The 25853-nt window shown below is 32.7% G+C and carries 22 protein-coding genes; 15 read left to right on the forward strand and 7 right to left on the reverse strand.

Annotated features, from left to right (window positions below):
* Positions 1 to 4: 4 nt before the first annotated feature.
* Genes MODO_RS05670 through MODO_RS05680 form a run of 3 tightly spaced genes read left to right on the forward strand, consistent with a single transcriptional unit; the run spans position 5 to position 1684 of the window.
* Complete coding sequence (locus tag MODO_RS05670) at positions 5 to 1018, forward strand: cbb3-type cytochrome c oxidase subunit II (protein WP_059050924.1); 1014 nt, start codon at positions 5 to 7, stop codon at positions 1016 to 1018.
* A complete protein-coding gene (locus MODO_RS05675) occupies positions 1018 to 1305 on the forward strand; it encodes a hypothetical protein (protein WP_039329634.1) in 288 nt (95 codons plus the stop codon). Before MODO_RS05670 ends, MODO_RS05675 begins: the two co-directional genes overlap by 1 nt.
* Entirely contained in the window at positions 1289 to 1684 is a 396-nt protein-coding gene (locus MODO_RS05680; RefSeq protein ID WP_006260115.1) for a hypothetical protein, read from the forward strand. Before MODO_RS05675 ends, MODO_RS05680 begins: the two co-directional genes overlap by 17 nt.
* A 265-nt stretch (positions 1685 to 1949) precedes the next feature.
* Here MODO_RS05680 and pdxR read toward each other — a convergent pair whose 3' ends face one another.
* Both pdxR and MODO_RS05690 read right to left on the reverse strand, forming a co-directional pair.
* Positions 1950 to 3386: a MocR-like pyridoxine biosynthesis transcription factor PdxR gene (pdxR, locus tag MODO_RS05685; protein WP_039329632.1), complete on the reverse strand. Its 1437-nt coding sequence runs from the start codon at positions 3384 to 3386 to the stop codon at positions 1950 to 1952.
* A gap of 114 nt (positions 3387 to 3500) precedes the next feature.
* A complete protein-coding gene (locus MODO_RS05690) occupies positions 3501 to 4454 on the reverse strand; it encodes an alpha/beta fold hydrolase (protein ID WP_039329630.1) in 954 nt (317 codons plus the stop codon).
* Positions 4455 to 4726: 272 nt separating this feature from the next.
* Here MODO_RS05690 and glyA point away from each other — a divergent pair, with 272 nt between their 5' ends.
* Positions 4727 to 6004 carry a serine hydroxymethyltransferase gene (gene glyA, locus MODO_RS05695; protein ID WP_039329629.1) on the forward strand — a complete coding sequence of 426 codons (1278 nt, stop codon included), beginning with the start codon at positions 4727 to 4729 and terminating at the stop codon, positions 6002 to 6004.
* Positions 6005 to 6155: 151 nt separating this feature from the next.
* Here glyA and MODO_RS05700 read toward each other — a convergent pair whose 3' ends face one another.
* Positions 6156 to 7610 (reverse strand): aminotransferase-like domain-containing protein, encoded by a 1455-nt coding sequence (locus tag MODO_RS05700; protein ID WP_200888296.1) that lies wholly within the window; start codon positions 7608 to 7610, stop codon positions 6156 to 6158.
* 181 nt (positions 7611 to 7791) lie between these two features.
* On the reverse strand, positions 7792 to 8307 hold the full coding sequence (locus tag MODO_RS05705) for a dihydrofolate reductase family protein (RefSeq protein WP_039329627.1): 516 nt from the start codon (positions 8305 to 8307) through the stop codon (positions 7792 to 7794).
* A gap of 86 nt (positions 8308 to 8393) precedes the next feature.
* Here MODO_RS05705 and MODO_RS05710 point away from each other — a divergent pair, with 86 nt between their 5' ends.
* The 3 genes from MODO_RS05710 (at position 8394) to MODO_RS05720 (ending at position 11015) form a co-directional block, all read left to right on the forward strand.
* Positions 8394 to 8744 carry a winged helix-turn-helix transcriptional regulator gene (locus MODO_RS05710; protein WP_006260122.1) on the forward strand — a complete coding sequence of 117 codons (351 nt, stop codon included), beginning with the start codon at positions 8394 to 8396 and terminating at the stop codon, positions 8742 to 8744.
* Between the two features lie 106 nt (positions 8745 to 8850).
* Complete coding sequence (locus tag MODO_RS05715; RefSeq protein ID WP_039329625.1) at positions 8851 to 9726, forward strand: helix-turn-helix domain-containing protein; 876 nt, start codon at positions 8851 to 8853, stop codon at positions 9724 to 9726.
* Between the two features lie 80 nt (positions 9727 to 9806).
* Positions 9807 to 11015, forward strand: a complete 1209-nt coding sequence (locus MODO_RS05720) for a TCR/Tet family MFS transporter (RefSeq protein ID WP_039329623.1) — start codon at positions 9807 to 9809, stop codon at positions 11013 to 11015.
* Positions 11016 to 11058: 43 nt separating this feature from the next.
* Here the strand turns inward: MODO_RS05720 and MODO_RS05725 are convergent, their stop codons facing one another.
* Positions 11059 to 11775: a hypothetical protein gene (locus MODO_RS05725; RefSeq protein WP_039329621.1), complete on the reverse strand. Its 717-nt coding sequence runs from the start codon at positions 11773 to 11775 to the stop codon at positions 11059 to 11061.
* Positions 11776 to 12129: 354 nt separating this feature from the next.
* On the opposite strand from MODO_RS05725, the gene MODO_RS05730 reads away from it, so the two are divergent.
* Positions 12130 to 14616: a TonB-dependent receptor gene (locus MODO_RS05730; RefSeq protein WP_006263672.1), complete on the forward strand. Its 2487-nt coding sequence runs from the start codon at positions 12130 to 12132 to the stop codon at positions 14614 to 14616.
* 181 nt (positions 14617 to 14797) lie between these two features.
* Here the strand turns inward: MODO_RS05730 and MODO_RS05735 are convergent, their stop codons facing one another.
* A complete protein-coding gene (locus tag MODO_RS05735) occupies positions 14798 to 15814 on the reverse strand; it encodes a PTS sugar transporter subunit IIC (protein WP_039329617.1) in 1017 nt (338 codons plus the stop codon).
* A gap of 123 nt (positions 15815 to 15937) precedes the next feature.
* Here MODO_RS05735 and MODO_RS05740 point away from each other — a divergent pair, with 123 nt between their 5' ends.
* Both MODO_RS05740 and MODO_RS05745 read left to right on the forward strand, forming a co-directional pair.
* On the forward strand, positions 15938 to 17293 hold the full coding sequence (locus MODO_RS05740; RefSeq protein ID WP_039329615.1) for a hypothetical protein: 1356 nt from the start codon (positions 15938 to 15940) through the stop codon (positions 17291 to 17293).
* The gene (locus MODO_RS05745) at positions 17290 to 19089 is read left to right on the forward strand and encodes a WG repeat-containing protein (RefSeq protein ID WP_039329613.1); all 1800 of its coding nucleotides are present in this window, start codon (positions 17290 to 17292) and stop codon (positions 19087 to 19089) included. The genes MODO_RS05740 and MODO_RS05745 overlap by 4 nt, the downstream gene beginning before the upstream one ends.
* Positions 19090 to 19177: 88 nt before the next feature.
* Here MODO_RS05745 and MODO_RS05750 read toward each other — a convergent pair whose 3' ends face one another.
* Positions 19178 to 19705, reverse strand: a complete 528-nt coding sequence (locus tag MODO_RS05750; protein WP_039329611.1) for a hypothetical protein — start codon at positions 19703 to 19705, stop codon at positions 19178 to 19180.
* Positions 19706 to 20156: 451 nt separating this feature from the next.
* Between MODO_RS05750 and MODO_RS05755 the strand changes: the two genes are divergently transcribed.
* From MODO_RS05755 to MODO_RS05775, 5 genes are all read left to right on the forward strand, one after another.
* Positions 20157 to 20519, forward strand: a complete 363-nt coding sequence (locus MODO_RS05755; protein ID WP_225581577.1) for a hypothetical protein — start codon at positions 20157 to 20159, stop codon at positions 20517 to 20519.
* Positions 20520 to 20945: 426 nt separating this feature from the next.
* On the forward strand, positions 20946 to 21842 hold the full coding sequence (locus MODO_RS05760) for a hypothetical protein (protein WP_006265377.1): 897 nt from the start codon (positions 20946 to 20948) through the stop codon (positions 21840 to 21842).
* Positions 21843 to 21847: 5 nt separating this feature from the next.
* Complete coding sequence (locus tag MODO_RS05765) at positions 21848 to 23836, forward strand: TonB-dependent receptor domain-containing protein (protein ID WP_006261307.1); 1989 nt, start codon at positions 21848 to 21850, stop codon at positions 23834 to 23836.
* A 25-nt stretch (positions 23837 to 23861) separates the two neighbouring features.
* Entirely contained in the window at positions 23862 to 24728 is an 867-nt protein-coding gene (locus MODO_RS05770; protein WP_006260139.1) for an MbnP family protein, read from the forward strand.
* Between the two features lie 79 nt (positions 24729 to 24807).
* A complete protein-coding gene (locus MODO_RS05775; RefSeq protein ID WP_006263663.1) occupies positions 24808 to 25830 on the forward strand; it encodes a cytochrome-c peroxidase in 1023 nt (340 codons plus the stop codon).
* Positions 25831 to 25853: the final 23 nt, after the last annotated feature.

A 25853-nucleotide genomic window follows, 5' to 3' on the forward strand; every position in this document is an offset into this window, starting at 1 on the left:
AGATATGGATATATTTAGCAACCATAAAAAACTTTATGTAATAGCAACTATTTTATTTTTGATTCTAACACTATTTGTAGCTATTCTACCAGCCCTAGATAATCAGTCTAAAATACATCCTTTACCTGATGCGATCCCTCTAACACAATCAGAGAAAAGAGGAAAAGATATATTTATAGCTAATGGATGTGTAGCTTGTCATAGTCAGCAAGTTAGAAATGTAGAAATGGATAGAAAATGGGGGAGTAGACCTTCTATATCTGCAGATTATGCGAGTAATAAAAGAGTTGATTTTTGGACGAATACTGCTACGCTGATGGGAACAGAAAGAACAGGTCCTGATCTTATAGATATAGGTACACGCCAACCTAGTCTAGATTGGCATTTAGTTCATCTTTATAATCCTCGTATTGTCGTTAAAGAATCCATTATGCCTTCGTATTCTTTTCTGTTTACATCTAAAGAGTCTCCTGATAAAGAGGATGTTGTAGTCAGTGTACCAGAGACATTCTTAAGGGATAAGAAATTAAAGATTGTAGCTACTCAAGACGCTTTAGATTTAGTTGCATATCTGCAAGCTTTAAAGCAGACTCCATTGCCTGGAACGATTATGACTCCTGAGTTTTTATATCCTAAAGAACAAGATGTTACACAAGGAGTAACTACAGGGCAGACTAAAACGGCTTTGGATGGTAAAAACCTTTATATGAATAATTGTGCAGCCTGTCATCAGGCCAATGGAGAAGGACTCTCTGGTGCGTTTCCTCCTTTAAAAAACAGTGCTATTGTTACTGGAGATAACCTCCAACTATTTGTCGATATTATAATGAATGGATATGATGCTAGAGAGGAGTATGGGGTAATGCCTGCGGTAGGTACTAATGCGAATTGGACGGAGGAAGAAGTTACTGCAATAGTTAACTACGAGCGCAATAATTGGGGAAATAAAGCTCCCTTGGTAACAGTAGAAGAAGTAAAACAGATCATGGATTATATCAACCAAATAAAGGATAAATAATGAAAGTAAATTGTAAAAGGATTCTTACTATAATAGGACTATTACTTGCCAATGTAATTTATGCTTGTCCTGTTTGTGAACGCAATCAACCTAAATTACTAAAAGGAGTTGTACATGGTGTAGGACCTGATAGTAAATGGGATTACACTATTATAGTGGTGATTGCTATTCTGGTTTTAGCTACGTTAATCTTCTCTATTAAATGGTTAGTAAAACCAGGAGAAGAATCTAGAGAACACATTAAAAGAACTGTATTAAACGACCTATTAGATGGAGCAAAGAAGTAGAGTATTCATTTTTATTGATGATGAACATCAACCTATTGCAGAGCTCGAAACACCTGTAAATTTCGAACTCGATACGCATAAATTAGTGGATGGGGATCATACCTTAAAAATTGTAAGTAAAGATCATACGGGAAAAGAGGGGATTAGAATTATTCCGTTTACAGTAAAGAATGGCCCGGCTATAGATATAGAAGGAATAAAGGAAAAGGCTGTGGTAGATGGTTTATTGTCTATACGCATTAATGCTTATGGAAAAGGTGATCAAAAGACTTTTTTAGTTGTAGGTAGTGAAACTCCTCAGAGTATTCCCTTTTGGGTATGGACAACCATTATTGTAATCTTTGCTTGGGGGATGTATTATCTTGTGCGTTATTTATAAAGTGTAAGCCACAATAAGCGTCATTAGGAACTGGATCACCTATCATAGGTAGAGACAATATTAAAAGAAGGAATAAAAATGCTGAATTAGAAAAACACAATAGAGTTAGGAATGTAGCTCTTGATTTTAACCCAGATTAAGCGATAGACATATAAACGAAAAGTAATTATACAAAATAGCTCTGAATTCAAGAAAAAAGCATACTGTAGTATGGTTTTAGAAGAAATGAAAGAGATATGAAGTAGAATTGCTTTGCAGTATTTGGCTAATGCTTAATCTGGGTTAAACATTCTGCAATGATTTTTATTCCTTTTTCTAAATCTTCTTTAGTTAATCTACCGAAGCTAATTCTTAATCCGTTACTAGAGTGGTCTAGATAATACTCATTAGGGTTTACTATATCAACGCCTTTACTGGTTAATAGAGCACAGAAATTCTTAAAATCTATAGTCCTATTGAGTTTAATCCAAAAAGCAAGACCTCCTTCTGGCAAGGTGAAATGGGTGGATTGGTCTAAATAATGCTTTAATAAGCTATAGGTGTAATCTCTTTTCTCTTTGTAATGAATTGTTGCTTTTTTGATATGTTTTTTAATAATTCCTTCTTTGATTAACTCTAGTATAGCTAGCTCCATTATTCTATCACCTTGAATATCAATTATCTTTCTTAGTTTACTTACTTTCTTTATTAAAGAGGTCTTACTAGTCACTAAGTAACCTATTCTAAGAGAAGGAGCGACTACCTTACTTAAAGTTCCTATGTATATATAATTTTCTAGGTTAATATGGCTACAAAGGGGTAAAATGGGTCTTGTATTATAATGAAATTCATTATCATAGTCATCTTCAATGACAGTAAAACCGTATTGGTTAGAAAGTTCGATTATTTCTAATCTTCTTTTAAGACTAAGGGTGACTGTTGTTGGAAATTGATGATGAGGGGTTAGGTAAATTGCTTTAATTCTTTTATTCGTTTTTAGCTGTTCTATAATCTCACTAGTCACTATTCCTTGGTCATCTACATGAATAGGAATAAGATTAGCCCCAGCATGTTTAAAAGCTTCCCAAGCAGAATTGTACCCAGGGTTTTCGACTAGTATATAGTCTCCTTTAGTTAATAGGGAATGAGCGATCATAAAGATAGCCATCTGCCCTCCACGTGTAATACAAATATTTTTTTCGGCTACATTCATCCCTCTTTGATGATTGAGCATATTAGCAATATGAGTAATGAATTTAGAATCGCCTAGTTCGCTTCCATATCCCATCATTTGCCATTTAGCACTTCTATTAAAAATTTGTCTATAAGCGCGTGCCAGTTCTGCTATTGGAACTATTTTACTATCAGGATAGCCATTGTCAAAGACAATATTATTGTTCAGTAATAGGTCTGTTTCTTGTCTTTCTAATAAAGGCTCCAATGTTTTTACAGGACTATCTTGCGAAATAGTATGTGCTACAAAAATTCCTTTTCTTTCTACTGATACCAGCCATTGTTCGGTAATTAAGATAGTCAGTGCGCGTACTACGGTGTTTCTATTGACATTTAGTAGAGTAGAGAGTGTACGCGTACTAGGTAGTAAATCTCCTTTTTTTAGCCTTCCTTTCTTGATGTCATCAATGATGGCGTCAGCTATTTGTAAATACAAAGCCTTATTAGATGTATTCTCTAATCTAATTTCTAATTTCCATAATCTCTTCATCTGGATTACTTGATATAGTTAACTCTTATAAAATGCAATACTCCAAATGTAGTAAATTAAACTTTATAAAGAGTTGTAAAAACAGCTTTAAGCTAGAGAACTCTGATTATATTATTACAATTGATTTAAGTGTGTAGTAATCATATGAGCAGTTTGTTTGGGGTGAGAAATAAGTCCTCCATGACCTGCGCCTTGAATAGTCTGTAATTCTATTGAATTAACTTTCTGTTTTATTGTTTTTGCAACAGCTGTATATACTAAGATAGAATCTGATCCTGTAATAAGTGTTATTTTACCATTAAATTGATTAAGGTTTTCTGGTTTTATATTTAACCTTTCAGGATCATTAGCTTGATCAAGCCAAGTAGTGTAACTAGCTGTCATTGTATTTCTGGCTCTTTGATCAAAAACAGAATACCAACTACCTTTTCCAAAGGCTACTTTTTCAATAAAATTAAAGGTTCCCTGTTCAATGTGTCCTTGTTCAAGTAAAGTTTTACTTTTTTGCATTTCATTCTGTACCTCTGATAGAATTTGTTTGTATTCAGTTTGTCCTTTAAGCATCCCAAAAATAGGAGGTTCATATAAAACAATACTCTCAACTCTATCAGCGTGATTATTGGCTAGTTCAATTGTGATATTTGCTCCATAAGAATGTCCTATAAAATGAGCTTTCTTAATCTGTAAAGCATCGAGTAGGGAAACGGCATCTTGGACATCCATTGATATTGTACCTTGTTCTTTATCTGGAGAAGAAGCACTATGTCCTCTTCTATCATATAAAATGATGGGATTAGTAGTAGTTTTAATTAACTCTTCTGCCACTGGTAACCAAGAATTATGATCATCCCATGAACCGTGTATAAATACAATAGGTATACCTTGCCCTTTTTTATAGCGTATAGCTAAATCAATATCATTAGTATTGATAATATAAAGAGGGGTATTTTCAATTGTAAAATATTCTAGTTCTATTTTTGAAGGTGTTTGTGCAAATACTTCAATTAAAGATAATTGAAATAGTAATAAGAATATTATCCCTATTTTTTTATATGAAAACTGTTTCATGTCTATTTAGTTTAATAAGGTTAAATGTACTTAAAATGATTTGAGATAAAAAAACATAACTAAGTAATGGCACTGTTTTTAGGAATAAAAAATATTAAACTCTTTAATTGTTAAAAGGATCAATCTGGATGCCTAAGAATAAAAAATCTGTCCCCAACTTACTACGCTACTAACTGCTACTTTTGCTTTTTATATATAATAAGACACTAGTTTATAGGCTTTTTAATCTAGATTATAAACTAGTAATCATAGCTAAACTAATTTATACAACTATGCACAACAACAACAACATTTTATTTGAATTAATCAAACGAGAAGAAAGAAGACAAAGGGAGGGCTTAGAATTAATTGCTTCAGAGAACTTTGTTAGCGAGGATGTTTTAAGAGCCAATGGATCTATATTAACTAATAAGTATGCAGAAGGATATCCTGATAAACGATATTATGGAGGGTGTGAATATGTTGACTTTGTAGAGAATATGGCTATTGCATCTTTAAAAGAGATTTATGGTGCAGAATATGCTAATGTTCAACCACATTCTGGATCACAAGCTAATGTTGCTGTTTTTTCAGTTTGCTTAAAACCTGGAGATAAAATATTAGGATTTGACCTAACGCATGGAGGGCACTTGACTCATGGTTCTTCTGTGAATTTTTCAGGCAGATTATATGTTCCTTCATTCTATGGAGTAGATCAAGAAACAGGGGTACTTAATTATGATAAAATTGAAGAGATAGCTATCAAAGAAAAGCCTAAGATGATTATAGCTGGTGGAAGTGCATATTCTAGAGATATTAATTATAGTCGTTTTAGGGAAATAGCAGATAAGGTAGGAGCTATATTATTAGCAGATATGGCACATCCTGCAGGGTTAATAGCCAAAGGATTATTAAGTAATCCTATACCGCATTGTCACATTGTTACAACAACAACACATAAAACATTGCGAGGTCCACGAGGAGGAGTTATTTTAATGGGAAAAGATTTTGAAAATCCCTTTGGATATAAGACCTTAAAAGGAGAGCTAAGAATGATGTCTAGTCTTCTAGATGCATCTGTATTTCCTGGTAATCAAGGTGGTCCACTAATGCATACTATTGCAGCCAAAGCGGTGGCTTTTAATGAAGTATTGACAGATGATTTTAAGGTATATGCTAATCAGATTCAAAAAAACATGAAAGTAATGGCAGATGCTTTTTTGTTGCGCGGATATAATATTGTCTCTGGAGGAACGGATAACCATTTAGTATTAATTGATTTAAGAAATAAAGATATATCTGGTAAGGAGGCTGAAAGTATTTTAGAACACGCTGGGATTACAGTGAATAAGAATATGGTTCCTTATGATGATAAATCGAACTTCATTACTTCTGGTATTAGGGTAGGAGCTGCGGCAGTAACAACCAGAGGGTTAAAAGAAGCAGATATGAAAAAAATAGTGCACTTTATTGATGAAGTATTAATATATAAAGATAATGCTACGAAACACAAACAGATAAAGCAAGAAATTCAAAATATGATGAAAGATTATCCTATGTTTTCTAGGTAATCTTAGATATAATAGCAGTAATTGTTTCTAAATATAGAATCACTAATTCTAGAGACCGTGTGTTGTGAGTAGAAAATGTAGTCTCTATATTTAACTTTAACTATGCTATAAATGGAATACCTCGTGTGCAACTTCTCACGAGGTATTGCATTTATTGATGTTTGATAAAATGATCTTTCAGAATATGAATAGCTTGAAGGATTTCTTTCTCGTTTAAAGAAGCAAATCCAAATCTAAAAGCATTCTCTTCTTTACTAATATGTTTAATCCTTAATTTGGATAGGTTTTGTATTGCTGATATTGGATATTGTTTATCTACTTTTATCCATACTGCCATCCCTCCTGTAGGCAAAGTGTAAGAAATATACTTGTTCAGTTCCTTTTTTAATAGTTGATCTAATAACTCTAGTCTTTCCTGATAAAACTTTTTAGCTTTTTTAAAATACCTTGTAAATTCTCCTTCTTTAATCAAGCTAGCTAAAGAGTTTTGCATATAGGCATCATTTCCTACATCAATTGTTTTTCTTAGTTCAACACATTGTTGAATGAAGTTTTTTGGAGCGACCATAAAACCTATACGAATGGATGGTCCTAATATTTTAGAAAATGAACCGATGTAAATAACATTACCATTATGCCCGCCACTAGCTAATGGAAGGTATGGAGGAGTTGTATAGTGATAATCAAAGTCATAATCATCTTCTATGATAGCGAAGTGATATTGCTTAGAAAGTTCTAAGAGGTGCACACGTCTGTCAACACTTAAAGTGACAGTAGTAGGGTAGTGATGATGAGAAATAACATAAACAGCTGTTATTGTTGTTGTTTTACAAAGTGACTCCAGTTCGTCTGTTTTTAGTCCTTTTTCATCTATTCCTATTTCTAACACTTTCGCTCCAGTATTGCTGAATGTTTGACTAGCTTTTGGGTAATTAGGTTTAGCTACAACAATTTTTGCCTTTTTATTGAGTAATAATTGTGCTGATAGATAAATACTCATTTGGGCTCCATGAGTAATAAGAATATTCTCTTTAGAGAAAATAAGCCCTCTAGTTTCGGATAGGTAATTGACAAGTTGTTCTCTTAGGGCGAGGGTTCCCTGTGGGTTTTCAAGATTAGCATTTTTAATTGAATAGGTTCTTGTAACATAAGAGCGATAGGTCTTTAATAATGCACTTATTGGTGAAAGCCTAATATCTGGAAAACCGTCATCGATAATAATATCTGGAATAACTGTGTTTTCTTCTACAGAGTGATCTACATCATGGTATTGATTAAATGGTAAATTAAAGTCAATATCATAGGAGTTTATACTAGAGAATTCTTCCCACTTTGATGCTTTGAGATTAGGAATGGACTCTGATATAGTTGCTCTTTTTCGAGGTGACATAGAAATCCAGTCTTGTGTATACAGTTCTTCGTAAGCTGCAATTATAGTTTTTCTGTGAAGGTTTAAAGAATTTGCTAAATCTCTACTTCCTGGGAGTTGATCTCCTGCTTTTAGGTATCCATTTTTTATTGCATTGATAATTGATATAGCAATTTGTCTATAGATAGGCATTTTACTTTTTTTATCGATACGAATGATATGTTCTATTGGGTACATATGAACTATAAGTTGATTTATAACGGATACATAAATATAGAGTAAATAACGAGAAAGAATTGTTGTTTTTGTTGAATAATCGGTAAGGGAAAAAATGTCTTTTTCTTACCGATTATTCAACTCTAATGTTGGCCAATAAGACAACTTATTATTTTTATATCAATTAGTGTCTAATGTAATTTTAGCTTTTGGACTTAGTTAGATGTAATTGAAGAAAACCACTTCTTACTTTATGAGTTACAATATCAAATTTAGTGTTTAGTTTATCATACAATCCTAAAAGATCACCATTCCCTATAATGATTGGGTTGATATTAAAGTAAATATCAGTTACGAGTTCTTTCTCTATAAAGGCGTTGTAAGTACCCGTTCCACCACCAATAGCTAGTTCTGTAATTCCTTTTGTAGCCATATAGGTTATCGCTTCTTCAGGGCTATTAATAAAGGTGTAACCTTCTATAAGGGGATGTGTATTATTAGAGAGTACAATTATTTCTATCCCCTTAAAAAGATCTTTAACCTTTTGAGGTGACTTTTGAAAGTTTTGAAAAGTCTTCATGCCAATAACTAAGTTCCCAATCTGATGTGCAAGTTCAAGGTAGAAACTTAAGGCCTCTGGTGTCAATTGGTAAGCAGGGTTGTCTGATAGAAATATTCTTCCATTGATAGAAATATTTGCGATTAAGGATACTTTCATTTGATTGTTTTTTAGAATTTCAACAAATCTAAGATGTGCTTCCTTTATATTTGCTATGACTTACCTCAAGGATAGTAACTAAAACAATGGCAACAAGAAAAAACGATACAGTATCTAAACAAACAATTTTAGCACTAAGAGATGCTATTGAATTACTTAGTGGCAAGTGGAAATTTTGTATTCTTAATCATCTACGTACTAATGGAGTAATGCGATTTAAAGACTTGCAAGAACACGCAAAGGGAATTTCTCCTAAGGTATTGTCTAAAGAACTGCAGGAGTTGGAGGATAATTTACTAATTACTAGAACGGTTAACTCAACCAAACCAATCACAGTATCTTATAGTCTTACTGAGCACGCTCTAGAGAGTTATCCTGTCTTAGAATCTTTAATAGAGTTTGGCCAAAAGCATAGAGATAAAATTAAAGATAAATAGTGTAAGTAATGTGATTAACGATACATTAAATAGTGAAGGATAAAGGTACTTGTCATCAAAAGGAGGGAGGTACTTCTTTTTTGAAGATTTAAAAATATGTGTGAATATGGCTGTATTTATAACCCTTGATAATGTTTATAAACTATATGATCTTGATGCGGCAAGGAAGATAGATGGTATTGTTGTTTTTCATCAATACAGTAAGACAAATCAAAACTATAAGAAACATAGTCGTCTATTTGAAGGACTGTTGTTAGGTGTTGTATTAAAAGGATCAATGAAAGCTCAGATACACTTTTCTGAGTATGAAGTCAAAGAGGGAGATGTCGCTGTTATACCTCCACAGGTTATGATAGAGACAAAGTCTTTAAGTGAAGATGCAGAAATAGTAACTATTGGTCTTTCATTGGATTTTATTTCAACCTTTCCCATATTAAGAGAATTTGTAATGAATGATCAGATTCGTTGGCAACCGATTATAAGATTAGATCCCGAAGAGCTTCTCTTACAACAGGAGTTAATCAGGCTTATTGAAAAAGTATACAATAAGAAGCAAAGTTCTAATAAAATAGAAATGCTCAAACATCTTGTTATGGCATTGATTAATTTGATTATCGAAAAATATCAAGATGTGCCTAATACTAAAAACCAAACGAAGAATCGAACACACGAAATCATCGATAACTTTTACTCTTTGGTATCTACATATGCTCACAAGCAACGAAATGTACAGTTTTATGCAGATAAACTACATTTAAGTACACAGTACCTCTCGTCGTTTCTAAAACAGAATACGGGTAAATCTACTTTGAAATGGATTGATCATGTATTAGTATTGCATGCTAAAACATTGCTTAAATCATCAAGTTTATCAATAAAAGAGATTAGCAATGAATTAGAGTTCACAGACACTAGCGTGTTCTGTAGATACTTTAAACGAAATACAGGAATGTCTCCTAAGTTATATCGAGAGGAAGAGTAATATCAAGAGGCTTAGAAATAGTACCTAAAACCTCTTAAATCGTCAATACCCTGTTTTGTCACTCTGTTTACTTTTACCACATGAAAAAAACAGATAAAAAAGCAGCAGTAGGGTTTATATTTATTACCCTATTGCTAGATATAACAGGATGGGGTATCATACTTCCTGTCGTTCCGAAACTGATTGGTGAATTTATTCAAGGTGATATTAGTGAAGCCGCTAAGTACGGTGGATGGCTTGGTTTCGCCTATGCATTTACACAGTTTGTGTTTTCTCCCTTAGTAGGTAATCTTAGTGATAAGTATGGTAGACGACCTATTTTACTGATTTCTCTTTTTGGCTTTTCGATAGATTATATCTTATTAGCTCTCGCACCTTCTATAGGATGGTTATTTGTAGGTCGTATTATAGCAGGACTGACAGGAGCTAGTATTTCTACAGCAAGTGCATACATTGCTGATATATCTACTGATGAGAACAGAACAAAGAACTTCGGGGTAATAGGAGCTGCTTTTGGTTTAGGGTTTATAATAGGGCCTGTTTTAGGAGGTTTATTAGGACATTATGGAGCGCGAGTGCCTTTTTATGTAGCAGCTGTATTATGTCTTCTGAATTTCCTTTACGGGTATTTTATGCTTCCTGAGAGTCTAGATAAGAGTAAGAGAAGGTCATTTGAGTGGAAACGTGCTAATCCGATTGGTTCTTTTCAGTTTTTATTTAAACATCCTAAAATCTCCAATCTAGTATTTGCTTTAGTGTTCGTCTATATTGGACTACATGCAGTTCAGAGTAATTGGCATTTCTTTACGATGTATAAGTTTAGTTGGACAGAAAGGCTAGTGGGTATCTCATTAGGGATATTAGGATTGTTAATTGGATTGGTACAAGGAGTATTGATTAGATGGAGTGCGCCTAAATTAGGAGAGCAAAAAAGTATCTATTTAGGGCTTTTATTTTATGCATTAGGACTATTATTGTTTGCTTTTGCAAATCAAGGATGGATGATGTTAGTCTTTTTAATACCGTATTCTTTAGGGGGAATTTGTGGCCCTTCTCTTCAAGCCTTAATTAGTAAAAGTGTACCTTCTGATCAACAAGGTGAGTTACAAGGAGCCTTAACAAGTTTAGTGAGTGTTACTTCTATAATAGGTCCACCTGTTATGACTAACTTATTCTATTATTTCACTCACGAGAGTGCACCTTTTGAGTTTTCAGGAGCTCCATTTTTATTAGCGTCGCTATTGATGTTTATCAGTGCAGTGTTTATCTATTATAGTTTTAAAAAATAAGCGTGGGGTATTGTGAAAAATATTTTAGATAGTAATCATGATTTTAAGACAATTTAATAATAAGCAGCCCAAGCAATACACTGACTACGAGGATGCCACTTATGATAAGTACTCCTTGTCCTATATGCTTCATATATCTTTTTCCATCAAAGGTGAAGTCTTGAGGATGAATACTAAACTCTTTAAATATAGAAGGGTCTATTTTTAAATCAGGTCTAAAGCGAACAATACCTTCTATAAACTTTGCTCTTAACGCTCTTGCATTTTTGATTTGATATACGCTCCCAACATCTGCGCCGTCAAATACAACTTCAGTTTGAACGCCGTCTATTCCTACAGCTAGCCTCCATGTCTTATTTACAGGTACTAAGTATACGTCATAGTACTCTGAACGGTAAGAATGCCCTAATTGATCATAAAGAATTTCAGCAGTACTTCCATCTTTTTTAGAAAAGTGGATACCTTGATCATCTATTTTTATATTTCTTATGGCTACAGCCATTTTACTTTTTATATAACGATAAAAGCGATATAATACTATAGCCCATATAGGATAGTAGAATAGACCTATAATGACCAATGTCTTGATCTGCGTTGATACCAATAAGGGCAACAAAGCCAGTAAGATAAATAAGCTCACTAGCAGCGCACCTCCAGAAATATTGAAGATCCAAGTAAGTAGTACATTATCCTTAGAGTATAGTGGTAAAAAATCTTTTTGACAATTCTTTTGCATTCGTCGAATATACAAAAAAAGCATAAAAGGAGACTTTTTGAAGTGTTTTTTGTTGAATAATTTAAGTGGTCAGTAGTAATAACTATTGGATAAATTCCTCGGATTATTTCAGTGATAACTATTCCTAAGTATATAAGAGAGAAGAATTACTTTTTGTTAGATAAAATCTCTTTTGATTGTATACAAGAATATAATAACGAGAGGATAGTTATTTTAATAATGATAAAATTATGCTAATAAAAAAGTTGTATATATTTGATGTTTAAATGTTTTATATTTATTTGATTAAATAAGTGTGTTTATTTCTTATTTTATAAGAATTTTGTATTTAAAAATAGGTGCAATAAAAAAGAGTGGGTGATTAGAAAAAAAGAACTAATGAATAAGCTAGGTTTAGAAGAAAAACGAAATATTAGACAAGAAAGAAACTTTTCAGAATCCTATAGGTATAGGATTGAAGAAGTAAATATGGTTCAAAAAATCTACTCTGATATGAGAGGTCGTAAAATGATTTTGAAAAGCACATTATTGTTCTTTCTTTTTTTATCACCTTTCTTTTTGTTTTCACAAACTAAAATAAAAGGACAAGTTCTTACTACAGACAGTAATTCTATTGAATTTGCAACAGTATTATTACTAACTAAAGAGGGGAAGCTATTAAAATCCGATATTTCTGATGAGAATGGATTCTTTCAAATAGAAGAAGAACAAGGGGAATACCTATTTAAAATAGCCTATTTAGGAAATGAACTTTTTGAAAAAGAAATTAACATAAAAGAGAATGTTGATTTAGGAGTGATTAGAATCGACTATGGAACTGAATTGAAAGAAATAATGATAGAGTCGAAGCTTAAAATGAAAAAGAACTTCGATAAATATGAAGTGACTAATATTTCCAATTCAATATTAGCCAAAAATAAATCAACACTAGAGTTTCTAAATACTGTTCCTATTGTAAATGTTGCTCCAGATGGTAAATCGGTTAAGATTAAAAATAGCAAGAGTGTATCGATTCTGATCAATGGTAGAAATGTAGGAGGGAATGATGTTGCATTGAGTATGTTACAGTCTATCCCTGCAGTAGATATAAAGAAAATTGAAGTGATAGAGAATCCTGGGAGTAGTTATAGGGCTGGTGATAATGGAATCATCAATGTGATTGTAAACAAAACAAAGGAACAGCCTTTTAAAGTAGTTTTAAATGCTAAGTCTACACAATCATTCTATAATACACAAGACGGTTCAGCATACCTTGCTTTCTCTAAAGATAAATGGGCAGTCACTTCTGGAGTCAAATTAGAAAATTCTAAAAATAAAGCATATAGATATGATTCTTATATTGACTTTAAAAGTAATGACGAAACTCAAATAGAAAATAATGCTATTACAAAAGGAACAAATTATACTCCTTATGTAAATATTGATTACACTCTTAGCAAAAATCAGACTATAGGTATGAGTTTTAGCTCTAGGTTCAGTAATAACGAAACCAATAGAGACATTGTTAGTTCTTATTACAATGTAACAAACAACCAATTAGATTCCTTGAATATTGCAAAAAATAAAGATAAAATAAGTAATTACCATGTAGTATATTATAATTTGAATCATAAGATTGTATTAGATACTTTAGATAGTAATATAAGTTCAGATTTTAACTATTATAATTCTAGGAATAATAGAGATATGTTTAATACGTTCTCTTACGCGAATGACATAGAAAAGAGGTTTCTACAAAATCCTGACAATACTACTGAGTTAATAGAGTTTAAGACAGATTATGAGAAAAACTTCAAAGATAGTAGTAAGCTGACTACGGGGATTAATTATTCTAAGAGTAATATTCAAAGTGACAATTTTTTTGGGAATTACAATGGTGTTGAATATGTATCTGATGATAGGCAAACTAATGTGTTTAAATATAAAGAAGACTACTTTGCTTTATTCGCGAATTACCGTAAGTTGTTTTCAGAATCTTTTGGTTTGCTTATTGGTTTGCGTTATGAATATTTATCAGCAAAAGGTACTTTAAAATCAGATTCTGAAACTGTAAAAATAAGTAATTCAAACTTGTTTCCATCTTTAGCCCTTTTGTATGGAATAAATGACGAGCACCAATTGACTCTAAATTTTGCTAGTTCTATAACTCGTACTCCTTATAGCAATCTTAATCCGTTTATATATATAAACTCACCGAATTCAATTAGGGTGAATAACCCTTACCTTAAAAATACTAAAAAATCATTTGTAGGCTTGACTTATACCTTTTTTGATGATTATAATTTAGAATTAGGTTATGCGAAGACCCATAATCTATTTAATAATTTTGATGCTGTAATTGATAATGTCATTGTGAATACGATAGATAATTTTGGAAACGGAGACGGGTATGGAGGTAATTTCTATTTTAATAAGAATCTCTTTAAGAACCATTGGAGTTTTTCGTTTAGTATGTCTTTAGAGATGTATAAAGTTAGAGGAGAGTATAATAATATTCCAGTAAAAATTGACAATACAAACTTTTATTTCAACATTAAAAACAACCTGTTTTTTGACAAGAAAAAGAACACTGTTTTAACCTTAACTTACGGTTATGACAATGGCTTCGAGGATATATTCGGTAAAGTGAATGCTCAACACTCTCTTAACCTTGATTTAGGAAGATCGTTTAATGATTTTTACGTAAGTATCGGAGCGTATGACTTATTGAAGCCAGATACTAATATGAGGTTTAGTAATTCTGCTTATAGCTTTAATAAAAAGCAAGAATATTTTAAGAGCTATTTTATAAGTATGAGATATACATTAGGAAATAAGAGAATAAAGAATGTAATTTCAAAAGAACAAAATGAACGATTAAATTAATAATAGAAGATAGTCTAGGTATTGATTAATTTATATTGAGACTTGAGATAATATGATATTTATACGAAAGAAGCTGCTTCAATAGATCTATTGAAGCAGCTTCTTTATATATTTACTTTCCTACACAAAATAGAGTAGAGGTAGATGGTATTCTCCTTGTGTATAGTACATTATTCTTAGATTAAAATATTTTCATATCACCATCTTTTATCCACTGTTTCTTTTTCATGATATAGTAGATTAGGTATGACAAAATCATAGGTAATATAATCTGTAAACCTAGTATAGCCAATATAATGTAGGAAGTAGAGTAGGCCTCTTTCATGGCATTAAAGGTTCCTATCTGACCGACTAATCCACAGCTTCCCATACCTGATTCTAATGCCGTATTTTGCATATCAAAGAACAAAATAGCTATTGGACCTAAAATAGCAGAGGCTAAGGTTGGTGGAATCCATATCTTCCAATTCTTATAAATATTAGGGACTTGTAACATACTAGTACCGATACCCTGTGCTAGTACTCCCTTTAGCCCATTATCTTTATAACTGATAGTCGCAAAACCTATCATTTGAGTACAGCAACCTATGGTCGCTGCTCCTGCTGCCAGCCCATCTAGTTGTAACATCAGGCATAAAGCTGCTGAAGAGATCGGTAAGGTTAGAACCATACCCACTACCACAGCGATAACCATACCCATGATTAGAGGATTAGCCTCTGTAGAAAAGATGATAACCTGTCCAATCCATTGCATCAACTGATTAACACTAGGGCCAATCCATTGTGCTAAAGCTACTCCTACTAAAACCGTGACTATTGGAGTTATCACTATATCTATCCTTGTTTCACCTGCTACGGCTTTCCCGATTTCTACAGCAATAATAGTTGCGATAAACACACCTAATGGACCACCTAATTGATACGCTGCTACACCTACCACTGCAGATGAGAATAACACTAGTTGTGGCGCTCTTAAGCTATAGGCAATGGCTAATGCGATTACAGGGCCTGTCGCCTGGTTCGCAAATGGCCAAACGACCTCCTTTAAAAACGAAATACCAAATTCTTCTCCTATCGTCTTTAGAATAGTTCCTACTAGTAGAGTAGCGAATAACCCGTAGGCCATAGCCCCCATAGCATCGATAAAGTATCGTTTGCTTGAAATCTGTATATCTTTTCTTTGAAGAAATTGTTTCATTAAGTCTTTAATTTAATAAAGCACCTATTATAAGGTACTATAATCGATGCGAAAGTATTAATAATTATAGTAGTAATGTTAATTTTATTCTTAAATTAGCATCTTTATTAACATATTTTATAAATGAATATTTTTCATATATTTATTAAGACTATTAATTCAATAGTCTTAATATTCATCTTGTTACTTCCTTCTTCTATAATGGCTCAGTCACCCGTTATACTAGATAAGATTACAACATTGGATAGTTATAAGAAACTGTATGAAACGAATACTTTTGATCATAATAACAGTTACTTTAAGTCTAATGATAAAGGGCAGTGGAATAATATACCTATTAAGGAGGTATATTTTTATAAAGATTACTTTATGTGTTCTATTGATACTTCAGTTAAAAATACAACTACTAAATTAATTGACTATTTAGAAAAAGTATATCCAAATAACTTAACAGTTGAGGAAATGTATTATGAGCTTATTTATAAGGTTGCTACTCGTAACTTTACTATTGAGCTTACAGTAAAAGCAAAAACGAAAGAAGAAATAACGGAGGATACCAAGGGAAGAATGCAAATCACTTTCTCAAGAGTAGTTGATAACCCTATTGCTAATTTATCAGATGAATTAATGATAAATAAAGAGGGGCTTATTTGTCAGTTGTATGTAAACTGTAATAATGTTGTACCTAGTGTTTTAGTAAATGGTATCCCTATATTGTCAAAAAACGAGAAAGATAAGTATTCGTGTTATGAAACTATTGTACTTAACCCATATATCCTAAATCCAGAGACACCTATTGACTTGTCCTTTGCCTTCACACCTGGTATTGATGATAAAGGTAATATCATGACGCATATTCCTAAAAAATCAAATGCTAGTGTAGCTATCGAATATGTCAATAGAAAAGGTGATATTATAGAAACTATAGATCTGTTTAACAATCAAGTTTATCTAATAGATACCATTGTAGAAAATCGCCAAATACAATACCATCATTATTATGGTACAAATGATTATACAAAGAAAGATATTAGATTTAATCATCAACTAAAACCTTTAGTGGATTATAAAGTTACAGGATGGTCTAAGGGAAAAAACCTTCGCAAAGAAAAGAATCTCGAAAAGCGAATCAAACAGTTCTATGCAGAGTACGCAGCCCTGATATTAGATAAAAATCTTAATCAGATTACCCAACTACTATATGATTCGTTCTTAGAAAAATATACGTATAACTATAATAGTACTGAACAAAAATCATATCATGACTATGACAATATGGAATATATGCTAGAACAATCTTTGAAGGTTGTAACCGCACAACAAACCAAACTGCATATCAGTAATGATGGAAAATTAGCTTACTTAGAAGCGCTAGATAAAACTTCATATTTAAAAGCAGTTGGTCTAAGTTATATAGAGAATATATCCTTTATGTTTTACATAGATCAGAATACAGACGAATTAAAAATTATCCGATGAAAACATACCTAAATATATGTATACTTTTTTTAATCACGCAGGTAGCAACAGCACAAGTTGATATAAAAAAGTATAAGGCTACTGCTACCAATCAAGAGTATATTGATTTACTTAAAAGTGATTTAGAAGACCTTAATCGGTTTGTAAGATTATTTAGCAAAAGCAATGATAAACCAAGTAAACCTACTGTAGTCGCTCCCTTAAAACTAGCTTTTAATCAACAGGAGTATGATGCTAATATCGATCTATTAATCCAAGCTAATATTCAGTTTATAGATTTTATAGCAGGAGACGCTGTGACAATACAACTTATAAAAGACCCTGCCATCTATAAGTCTCTAGATGATATTAAGGCTCCTGTCTATGTAGAAAAGGTGTATTATTACGATGGTACAACACAGAATATGGAGGTGAAGAAGGATGTGAATACACATTTCACTACTGAGCTAGGACTTACTAAGGCTGTAGATAAGATAGATATTAGGATTCCTTTTTCTACCATGAAAAAACTAGATAGTATCGTACTTCCTGCTACAGTTCATCAAAAAGTGAAATATGATGGAGTAGATATAGAGGTAGTGGAAGTATCAGATAAAAGTGTACTGCTTAAGACTTCCTCTAATCAATTAGAGTTTGATGATATTCAAGCAATCTTAAAAGATAAAAGACGTGTAAAGAGCTATAGATTTCAACGATCTGGTATACATCCAGATCAGTTTGATCTTTTTTTACAGCTTTGTATAAAGAAAATTGGAGAGATTCTAGCACTTTCTGAAGAGAATATCAATATGGAACATTCTCAATTCAAAAAGGATATAGGAGCTAAAATGGACGCATTAGAGAAGCAATTATCAACTGATTATAAAAAATCGGAGCAGGTTACTTATCTATATTATGAGTTTGGAGAGCCTATAGATAAAATAGTTCTTTATAAGGGGAGTGAAACTTATCAAAGAGATATAACCATGACATTGAGTAATAGTATGCCTAGTACTCGCTTTATTGACTATAAAGATGATAAAACATTGATATACAATAAAGATCTAAAATTAGTAAAAGAGTTTGCAGGCACTTATACTTTTATTAATGATTGTTATTTTAGAACAAACAGACAATACTTTTATTTGAATGATAAATTAGAGATGCAACCCCTTACTTATTATAAAGTGGATAATCTAGTCAATAATTTTATAGTCATAAAAGAGGATGATGAATCTCCATGGGAATTAGTAGATCCAACGAATAAAAAAATCATGAAGGTAGATAACTATGAGATGAATAATAAGTATAATTTCACTTTAATCGAATCGAATGCTTCATATTATCTACTAAATAAGAACACCCTAGCACCACAGAAAATCGCTAATGTAGATAAAGTTCGAACTGCTGAAAAAGGATATTTCGTTGTAGAGAAGAATAATAAATTTGGCTTTATGAATACAGAAGGAAAGATTGTTGTACCTATTCAGTATGATGATGTAAAGGCTTTTGACGATATGACTGATTTATTGCCAAGCGATTTATTATTTGCTGTCAAGCAGAATGAGAAGTGGGGCTTTGTAGATATACATAATAAGACTGTTATTCCATTTATGTATGATGACGTTAAAGGACCTTTTTCTTATGGGATAGCGCCTGTATATTTAAATGATGCTTTAGGTTTAATTAATTTAAAAAATGAGAAAGTATCTAAGTTTGTGAATAGAAGTTACTCTTCATCAAGTAATTTTGGAAAGAGAACGATGGGCTTAAGTGACGGTACTTATAATCATAAAGGAGAGAAAGAAAAGAAATAAGGGACAATATATACCTCCATAAGTTATTATAGACACCCCTCCATAGATTTCTATCAATGGAGGGGTGTCTGTTTAGTGTAATGTGGTTTTATATATTATCTCTTAATTTTCGCCATTCTTTCCATAATGCTAAGTAAGTATCTTTTTCTAGATCATTAGTTGGAAGCTTTTTAGGACTACTGTTTTTATAGAAGTTTTCGATTTCATCTACGAAAGTATAGACTATCTTTTGGTATTCATTTTTATCTATTATAGCTTCCGTTCCATTTTCAGATATATGCCTTACTTTATGATGTGGTAGATGTTCTATAGTCCAATCTATTCCAGTAGGACATCCCCCTATAACAAGGCGTTCCTGTTCATCAAAATACATTAAAAAACCACAGCATGGTATCAGCTGGCTATCATGATTAGACTCATTTAGGTCTTCGGTTAGACTTCTTAATAGATAAAGAGCAGTAGCAGAGACAGTAACCCCTTGGGTAAGGTCGTTAGATATTACTTCATCTCCAATCTTAAGGAATACATCTCCATGTGCACATAGATCAGACTCATCATCTATATTGTTTAACCAATGAAGGTTAGAGACTTTTATGCTAAATGGTGTGTCTATCATATTTATAATGTATTAAATAAGGTAATATAGTTTAGTGATAAGTTAGTACTAATATTAAAAGGTTTTCTATTGCTTTGCTTGAGGATTGCTAGGGGTATTCTTGCAGGTTTCTTCGACAAAACAGCCTTCTAGGCAAGGAAACCCCAAGGAAACTGCAAGCAAACTCCTAGAAAGTGCAAGGAAAATAGATTATTAACCTCCTATAGCTATAGTAGACTAAATTATCACAAGAACCTATTTAACTTCAAATATATCTAATTATATTCTTTTTTAATTAGAATAGAGGTGGTATTCAGTTCATTTATATTTTGAATATCTATCGAGTAGGTGAAATAGGATCATACCTTATTCCTCCGAAAACAGGGGACTTCTATTTACATTTTTAGGCTATTGATTTATATAAACAATCCTAGATTTTGTAGATTGAAAAAATAGTCAGAATTTTGTACTCGTGAAATTTGCAATCGTCATATTATCCCTATTCATGTTATTCAAACCAGTACTTCCGGTTGTTGAATATGTGGTGCTATATGATTATATCAAGGATGAACTTTGTGTGAACAGAGATAAGCCAGAGCTAGAATGTAATGGAATGTGTCATCTATCTAAAGAGATGGCTAATGCTTCTGATACAGGTAAAGATAAAAGTAAAAGCAATTTTGCTTCGGCAGAAATACAGCTGGTTTATTTTCAAGATATTGTAAATAACACATCTATTCATTTATTTAAGAATTATACGTTTAAGGCGTTCTTTAGCCTTGATAGTGTATATACTTATACTTTCAACGATTTCCTTTTTAGACCTCCTGTCTAATAAACTATTGACTTTTAGTAGATTATTTGTTTCTATATCTAACGTGATTGTTGGTCTAGATAGTAAGTAATCATATCCCGTTTCATGTATAGTGGATCATATATTGGTATAGTACATTGATCTGTATACGCCAGTATAATCAGTTGTATCTTTTGTAGTATGTACTGCATGGTGCTAAGTGATTTTATAGGAGAGTTTCTATATCTACTTAGAAATACGATGTCTATATCTCTATGATGGCAAGCATCTACTGTATGCTTTTGGGGTAAAATAAGTAAAATAGTTTAACCGATGATATTGTCAATATACTTGATGATGTCCTTAATGCTGTACACTGATTTTGGGTTAAAAGATCAGGTGTATGATTTGATCTATAAAAAAGAATCATACAGATTCGCCTAGTCATGTACACACTTTTATGTAACAATGAGAATCTTAACGTGGATAGTAGTACTGTTTCTGTTTACTACAGCTTGTACTATTGATAAAACAGATTATGAATCAGAAAGTAATATTACGAATCCTGAGCATAATGAATTTAAGGAAGTAGTCTCAATCCAAAAAGACAACTATACAATAAGCCTAGAAGCCCTTAATGGACATCTGTACAAAGGGTATAATGAAGTAAGATTAAAAATCACTGATGCAACTACAAAGCAAGTCGTAGAGAATGCAAAAGTGACATTCTTACCTATCTATACTACTGCAGAAGGGAAGATAGAGTCATGCCCTAATCTATATGATCTGGTGTATGATAAAGGAGAGAAAGTCTATAAAGGTTTTTCTGTTTTTACGCAAGAGAATACTCAAGGTGACTGGAAAGTGGAGATTGCATTTAAGGACAAAAATCAAAGTATAAAAGCGAGTCAGCTTGTTTTCGTTGAAAAGCAAAACAATAAGAATCTTAATATGACTTCTTTTAGAGGGATTGACAAGGAGGATTATATTATAGCATTAGTAGCACCTATAAAACCAAAGGTAGCAGAAAACGAACTTGTAGCCGGAATATATAAACTTAATGCTGGAAACAGTAGTTTAAAAGATGCTTATACGGTAGTTGATAATTATACCTTATTACTAGATCCTAGAATGCCTGAACCTTCGATGGGGAATCACTCTTCTCCTAATAATAAAGATCTAGTACAACGTGAGGATAAGTTCTATTATGGTGTAGTGAACTATACAATGACAGGTAACTGGACATTGAATTTTATTATGCTAAACCAACATGGTCGTATTCTAAAGGGAACTACTGTACCTAGTGACTTTACACCAGGTGTAGAAGGAAAGAAAAGTGAACTACATATAGATACTTTATTTTAATTATTATGAAACCTTTTATTACCATATTAATCTTAGGGGTTACAACAGCGAGTGTAGCACAAGATAATAAAGGCCTACAAGATAGTATACCAACTGTATTAGACGAAATCTCTATGCTAGTTCAAGCGAAGAAGAGAATAGAGACAGAGATGAAAATGGCTGTGTCTGTCGATGAGTTTTTGGCTTCTTCAGAACAAATAAGTTTTATCAAAAGAGGGGCTTATGCATGGGAGCCTATGCTGAATAATATGAGTACAGAACGCTCTACCTTGACTATTGATGGGATGCATATTTTTGGTGCATGTACAGATAAGATGGACCCTGTTACTTCTTATGTAGAGAGTAATAATCTATCTACTATAGATATTAAATCTGGGCAAGAAGGAGGAATGCATGGAGCTACTGTGGCTGGGAGTATTGATCTTAAACGAAAAACTACAGCCTTTGGGATAGGGCAGGTATGGACTGGAGCCTATCAAAGTGGGTTCGAGTTTAATAATAAACAGTTCTTTAATCTTGGTAATGTTTCGTTCTCAAGTGAAAAACTAGCTGGTGACGCTAGTATTGCTTATCGGGAAGCTAGTAATTATAAAGATGGAAATAACGATGAGGTAAAGCACTCACAGTACAAAAAATTTAATACAGCTTTAGGATTGGCTTATAAGACAGGTGGTTTATCTTCATTGCGAGCAGATGTTATTTTTGACGTTGCTAAAGATGTTGGTTTCCCTGCTTTACCAATGGACTTATGGCTTTCTCGTGCATTGATTACTTCTGTATCCTATAAACAGCTATTTGAGGACAAATTTATACGTGTTTGGGATACCAAGGCTTATTTTAATGCGATAGAGCATTATATGGATGATACTACACGTCCAGAGAATTTGGTGCATATGGATATGCCAGGCTGGAGTACTACTTACGGGTTACTGTCTAAAGCAAACTTTAAAAGTGGAAAGTATTCTTCTGAATTACAATTGAACGCTTATAATAATCTCTCGATTGCAGAAATGCGTATGTACCCACAGGATCGCTCTAAACAAACAATGTTTGCGTATAGTTGGCCATGGGTAACGACGACTTATGCAGGGGTATCATTGAATAATACGATAGAGTTCTCTGATGATCATAGACTGAATTTCGGAGGGTCAGCAGGAATAAACTATAATTACTCAAAGTATATAGAGTTTAACTGGATTTTTCATCCAGGTAGCCCACAAGAGAAGACAAGGTTCTTACCAAGTCTACACACTAGCTATGAAATGGATATTAATCGATTTAATTTCTCTGTTGGTGTAGGATATGGGCATAGAGCGCCTTCTGTGTCGGAAGCTTATGGATATTATATCTACAATAGTTATGATCGCTATGACTACATCGGAAATCCTAATTTAAAAAATGAGATTTCTAATGAGTTAAATGCAAGTGTTGGGTATAAAGGAGATAAATTTTCACTACAAGCTAAGGTGAATTACTTCTATATCAAGAATTATGTTATCGGAAGAATATTGAGCTTAGGTAGTCCGATGAATTATCAGTCAGTTGGTGTAAAAGGATATACCTCTTTAGACTACGCTACGCTATTTAACTTCGCTCTTAATGCAGACTATCACATCATGGATGATTTGCATTGGAAAGGTGGTGTGACGTATGCTAGAGGTCAAGATAACGAGAAGGGAAACTTGCCTTTCATTAGACCATTTAGTTATCAGACGTCTTTACACTATCTATTCAGAGATTTTAGTATACAGACTTCTATCAATGGTGATGCGAAACAACGAGATTTTAGTCCAGAATACGGAGAGAGTTTGACTCCATCATACACGATTTGGAATGCTTCAGTTGATTACACTTTTTATATCAAAAACTTTAAAACAGTGTTTCAAGTAGGAGCAGAGAATTTACTTAATGAGTACTATAGTACTTATGCAGATTGGGGTAATATCCCTAGGATGGGACGTAATGTATTCACGTCTCTAAAAATAAACTTTTAAAAATAAAACCTAATAAATAAGACAAATGAAAAATTTAACAAAGAGCTTTTTACTATTTGCAGCTTCATTAGCTGTTGTTTCTTGTTCTAATGATGATAGTAACGCTGTTGCTAATAATGTGACTTTAGAGTTTACAAATACATTCAAGGATAAAGTAATTGTTCTAGGTGATGCTAGTTCTTCTTCTGCTACTGTTAATAAATCTGCAGAGGGGCAAGAACATCAATTTTCTGAATTAAAATATGTGATTAGTAATATTCGTCTAATTAAAAATGATGGAAAAGAGATTCCTTATCATGTGAATGATTTAGATAAAGGAGCAACTGTTGTTAACCAAGCGAAGACAGAGACATTAAATTACTTATTAACTAATATCCCTAGAGGAGAGTATAAACAAATCAAATTTGGTCTAGGTGTACGCAGTGATCTAAATGTTCTTGATCAAATTAAGTTTCCTGTTTTTTATGCTAACGCTGGAGCTAATGATACTGAGATGATGTGGGAATGGGGAACAGGATATCGTTTTACTAAGATAGAAGGATTCTATGATGCTGATAAAAAGCAGATGTCTATACACACAGGAAGTACTCTAGATGATGGAGATAATGGTGAACTAATACAAGGTGTAGATGCGTATAGAGAGGTAGTCTTAAACTTACCAACGCATGCAGTGGTGGGAAGTTCTGCGCCAACGATTAAGATTAAAGCTGACTTTGATAAACTATTAACAGGGAAATCGAATACAATTAAATTAAGTACAGGTAAAGGGCCAAATGATAATGCTACACCTAATATTCATACAGCAGTACAGATGGTGAAGTTTGTAGATAATTTAGGAGGAAATGGAACGAGTGATGTTACTGGAATGTTCTCTATTATCAGTGTAAAATAAGAAGTACAAGTATAGAAGAGCTGTTATCTACATAACAGCTCTTTGTCTTCTAAAGGGTTTTATATAATTGCTATTACAAATGAAAACAACAACAAAAATAAGTGTACTATTACTTCTACTGTGCTTAATCTCTTGTAATAAGGATGAGTATGAAGATATTGTGATTGACAATCCAGAGATAGAGTTAGGAATTCCTACTAGTTTTCCAGAGTGGAACTCCGCTGCTTTAAAAAATAAACCTACAAAGTATGGAGTTGAATTAGGAGAAAAACTGTTTACAGATCCAAGGTTGAGCAAGGATAATACAATCTCCTGTTCTAGCTGTCATATACAAGAATCTGCTTATGCAGATCATCACGCTCAAGCGATAGGTATAGAAGGAAGGGTAGGGCTTCGCAATGCGCCTCCTATTCAGAACTTACTCTTTATGAAATATTACAATTGGGATGGTAGTAAACTTCAATTAGAGAATCAACCTATCGTGCCTATTATTACACATGAAGAAATGAACTCTTCTATCGTAGAAGTACTAGATAAAATAGGAACTGATATAGAGTATAAAAAGCTGTTTAAAAAAGCTTATGGAGATGAGTCTATGACTCCAGAGAGAATATATAAGAGTATCGCTCAGTATGAGTATACGCTGATCTCTGCTGATAGTAAGTACGATCGTGTTCAGTTAGGACAAGAGAAATTTACTAGTCAAGAGGCTTATGGGTACAAGGTGTTTACTCAGAAGTGCAGTAGCTGCCATAGTGGAGCACTTTTTACAGATCAAAGTTTTAGAAATATTGGTTTTCCTATCAATCTCGATAGTAATGAAGCAGGGAGAGCTAGGGTAACGGGTGATTTAAAAGACTATATGAGCTTTAGGGTACCTTCTCTTCGAAATATTGAATATACTGCACCTTATGGAAGCTTTGGGCAGTTTAGCTCTTTAAAAGAGGTGTTGGATTACTTTGATAGAGGAGTATTAGATGCAGATAACTTAGACCCTATTTTCAAAGAGGCAAACAATCGTATCGCACTTAGTGAAGCAGAGAAAGAAGCTTTAATTGCTTTTATGTCTACTTTAAGTGATTCTAAGTTTATTGGTAAGTAATGTGTTAGTTATTGATATGGTGT

The sequence above is a fragment of the Myroides odoratimimus genome (assembly GCF_001485415.1).
GTDB classification, from domain to species: Bacteria; Bacteroidota; Bacteroidia; order Flavobacteriales; family Flavobacteriaceae; genus Flavobacterium; species Flavobacterium odoratimimum.

Excerpts from the sequence above, each read along its gene's own strand:
- glyA (WP_039329629.1), top strand. The coding sequence starts at position 4,727 with ATGCACAACAACAACAACATTTTATTTGAATTAATCAAACGAGAAGAA.
- MODO_RS05745 (WP_039329613.1), top strand. The coding sequence starts at position 17,290 with ATGAAAACATACCTAAATATATGTATACTTTTTTTAATCACGCAGGTA.
- MODO_RS05760 (WP_006265377.1), top strand. The coding sequence starts at position 20,946 with ATGAGAATCTTAACGTGGATAGTAGTACTGTTTCTGTTTACTACAGCT.
- MODO_RS05700 (WP_200888296.1), bottom strand. The coding sequence starts at position 7,610 with ATGTACCCAATAGAACATATCATTCGTATCGATAAAAAAAGTAAAATG.
- MODO_RS05735 (WP_039329617.1), bottom strand. The coding sequence starts at position 15,814 with ATGAAACAATTTCTTCAAAGAAAAGATATACAGATTTCAAGCAAACGA.
- MODO_RS05680 (WP_006260115.1), top strand. The coding sequence starts at position 1,289 with ATGGAGCAAAGAAGTAGAGTATTCATTTTTATTGATGATGAACATCAA.
- MODO_RS05715 (WP_039329625.1), top strand. The coding sequence starts at position 8,851 with ATGGCTGTATTTATAACCCTTGATAATGTTTATAAACTATATGATCTT.
- MODO_RS05730 (WP_006263672.1), top strand. The coding sequence starts at position 12,130 with ATGAATAAGCTAGGTTTAGAAGAAAAACGAAATATTAGACAAGAAAGA.
- MODO_RS05740 (WP_039329615.1), top strand. The coding sequence starts at position 15,938 with ATGAATATTTTTCATATATTTATTAAGACTATTAATTCAATAGTCTTA.
- MODO_RS05710 (WP_006260122.1), top strand. The coding sequence starts at position 8,394 with ATGGCAACAAGAAAAAACGATACAGTATCTAAACAAACAATTTTAGCA.
- MODO_RS05690 (WP_039329630.1), bottom strand. The coding sequence starts at position 4,454 with ATGAAACAGTTTTCATATAAAAAAATAGGGATAATATTCTTATTACTA.
- pdxR (WP_039329632.1), bottom strand. The coding sequence starts at position 3,386 with ATGAAGAGATTATGGAAATTAGAAATTAGATTAGAGAATACATCTAAT.
- MODO_RS05705 (WP_039329627.1), bottom strand. The coding sequence starts at position 8,307 with ATGAAAGTATCCTTAATCGCAAATATTTCTATCAATGGAAGAATATTT.
- MODO_RS05670 (WP_059050924.1), top strand. The coding sequence starts at position 5 with ATGGATATATTTAGCAACCATAAAAAACTTTATGTAATAGCAACTATT.
- MODO_RS05770 (WP_006260139.1), top strand. The coding sequence starts at position 23,862 with ATGAAAAATTTAACAAAGAGCTTTTTACTATTTGCAGCTTCATTAGCT.
- MODO_RS05765 (WP_006261307.1), top strand. The coding sequence starts at position 21,848 with ATGAAACCTTTTATTACCATATTAATCTTAGGGGTTACAACAGCGAGT.
- MODO_RS05750 (WP_039329611.1), bottom strand. The coding sequence starts at position 19,705 with ATGATAGACACACCATTTAGCATAAAAGTCTCTAACCTTCATTGGTTA.
- MODO_RS05675 (WP_039329634.1), top strand. The coding sequence starts at position 1,018 with ATGAAAGTAAATTGTAAAAGGATTCTTACTATAATAGGACTATTACTT.
- MODO_RS05720 (WP_039329623.1), top strand. The coding sequence starts at position 9,807 with ATGAAAAAAACAGATAAAAAAGCAGCAGTAGGGTTTATATTTATTACC.
- MODO_RS05725 (WP_039329621.1), bottom strand. The coding sequence starts at position 11,775 with ATGCTTTTTTTGTATATTCGACGAATGCAAAAGAATTGTCAAAAAGAT.
- MODO_RS05775 (WP_006263663.1), top strand. The coding sequence starts at position 24,808 with ATGAAAACAACAACAAAAATAAGTGTACTATTACTTCTACTGTGCTTA.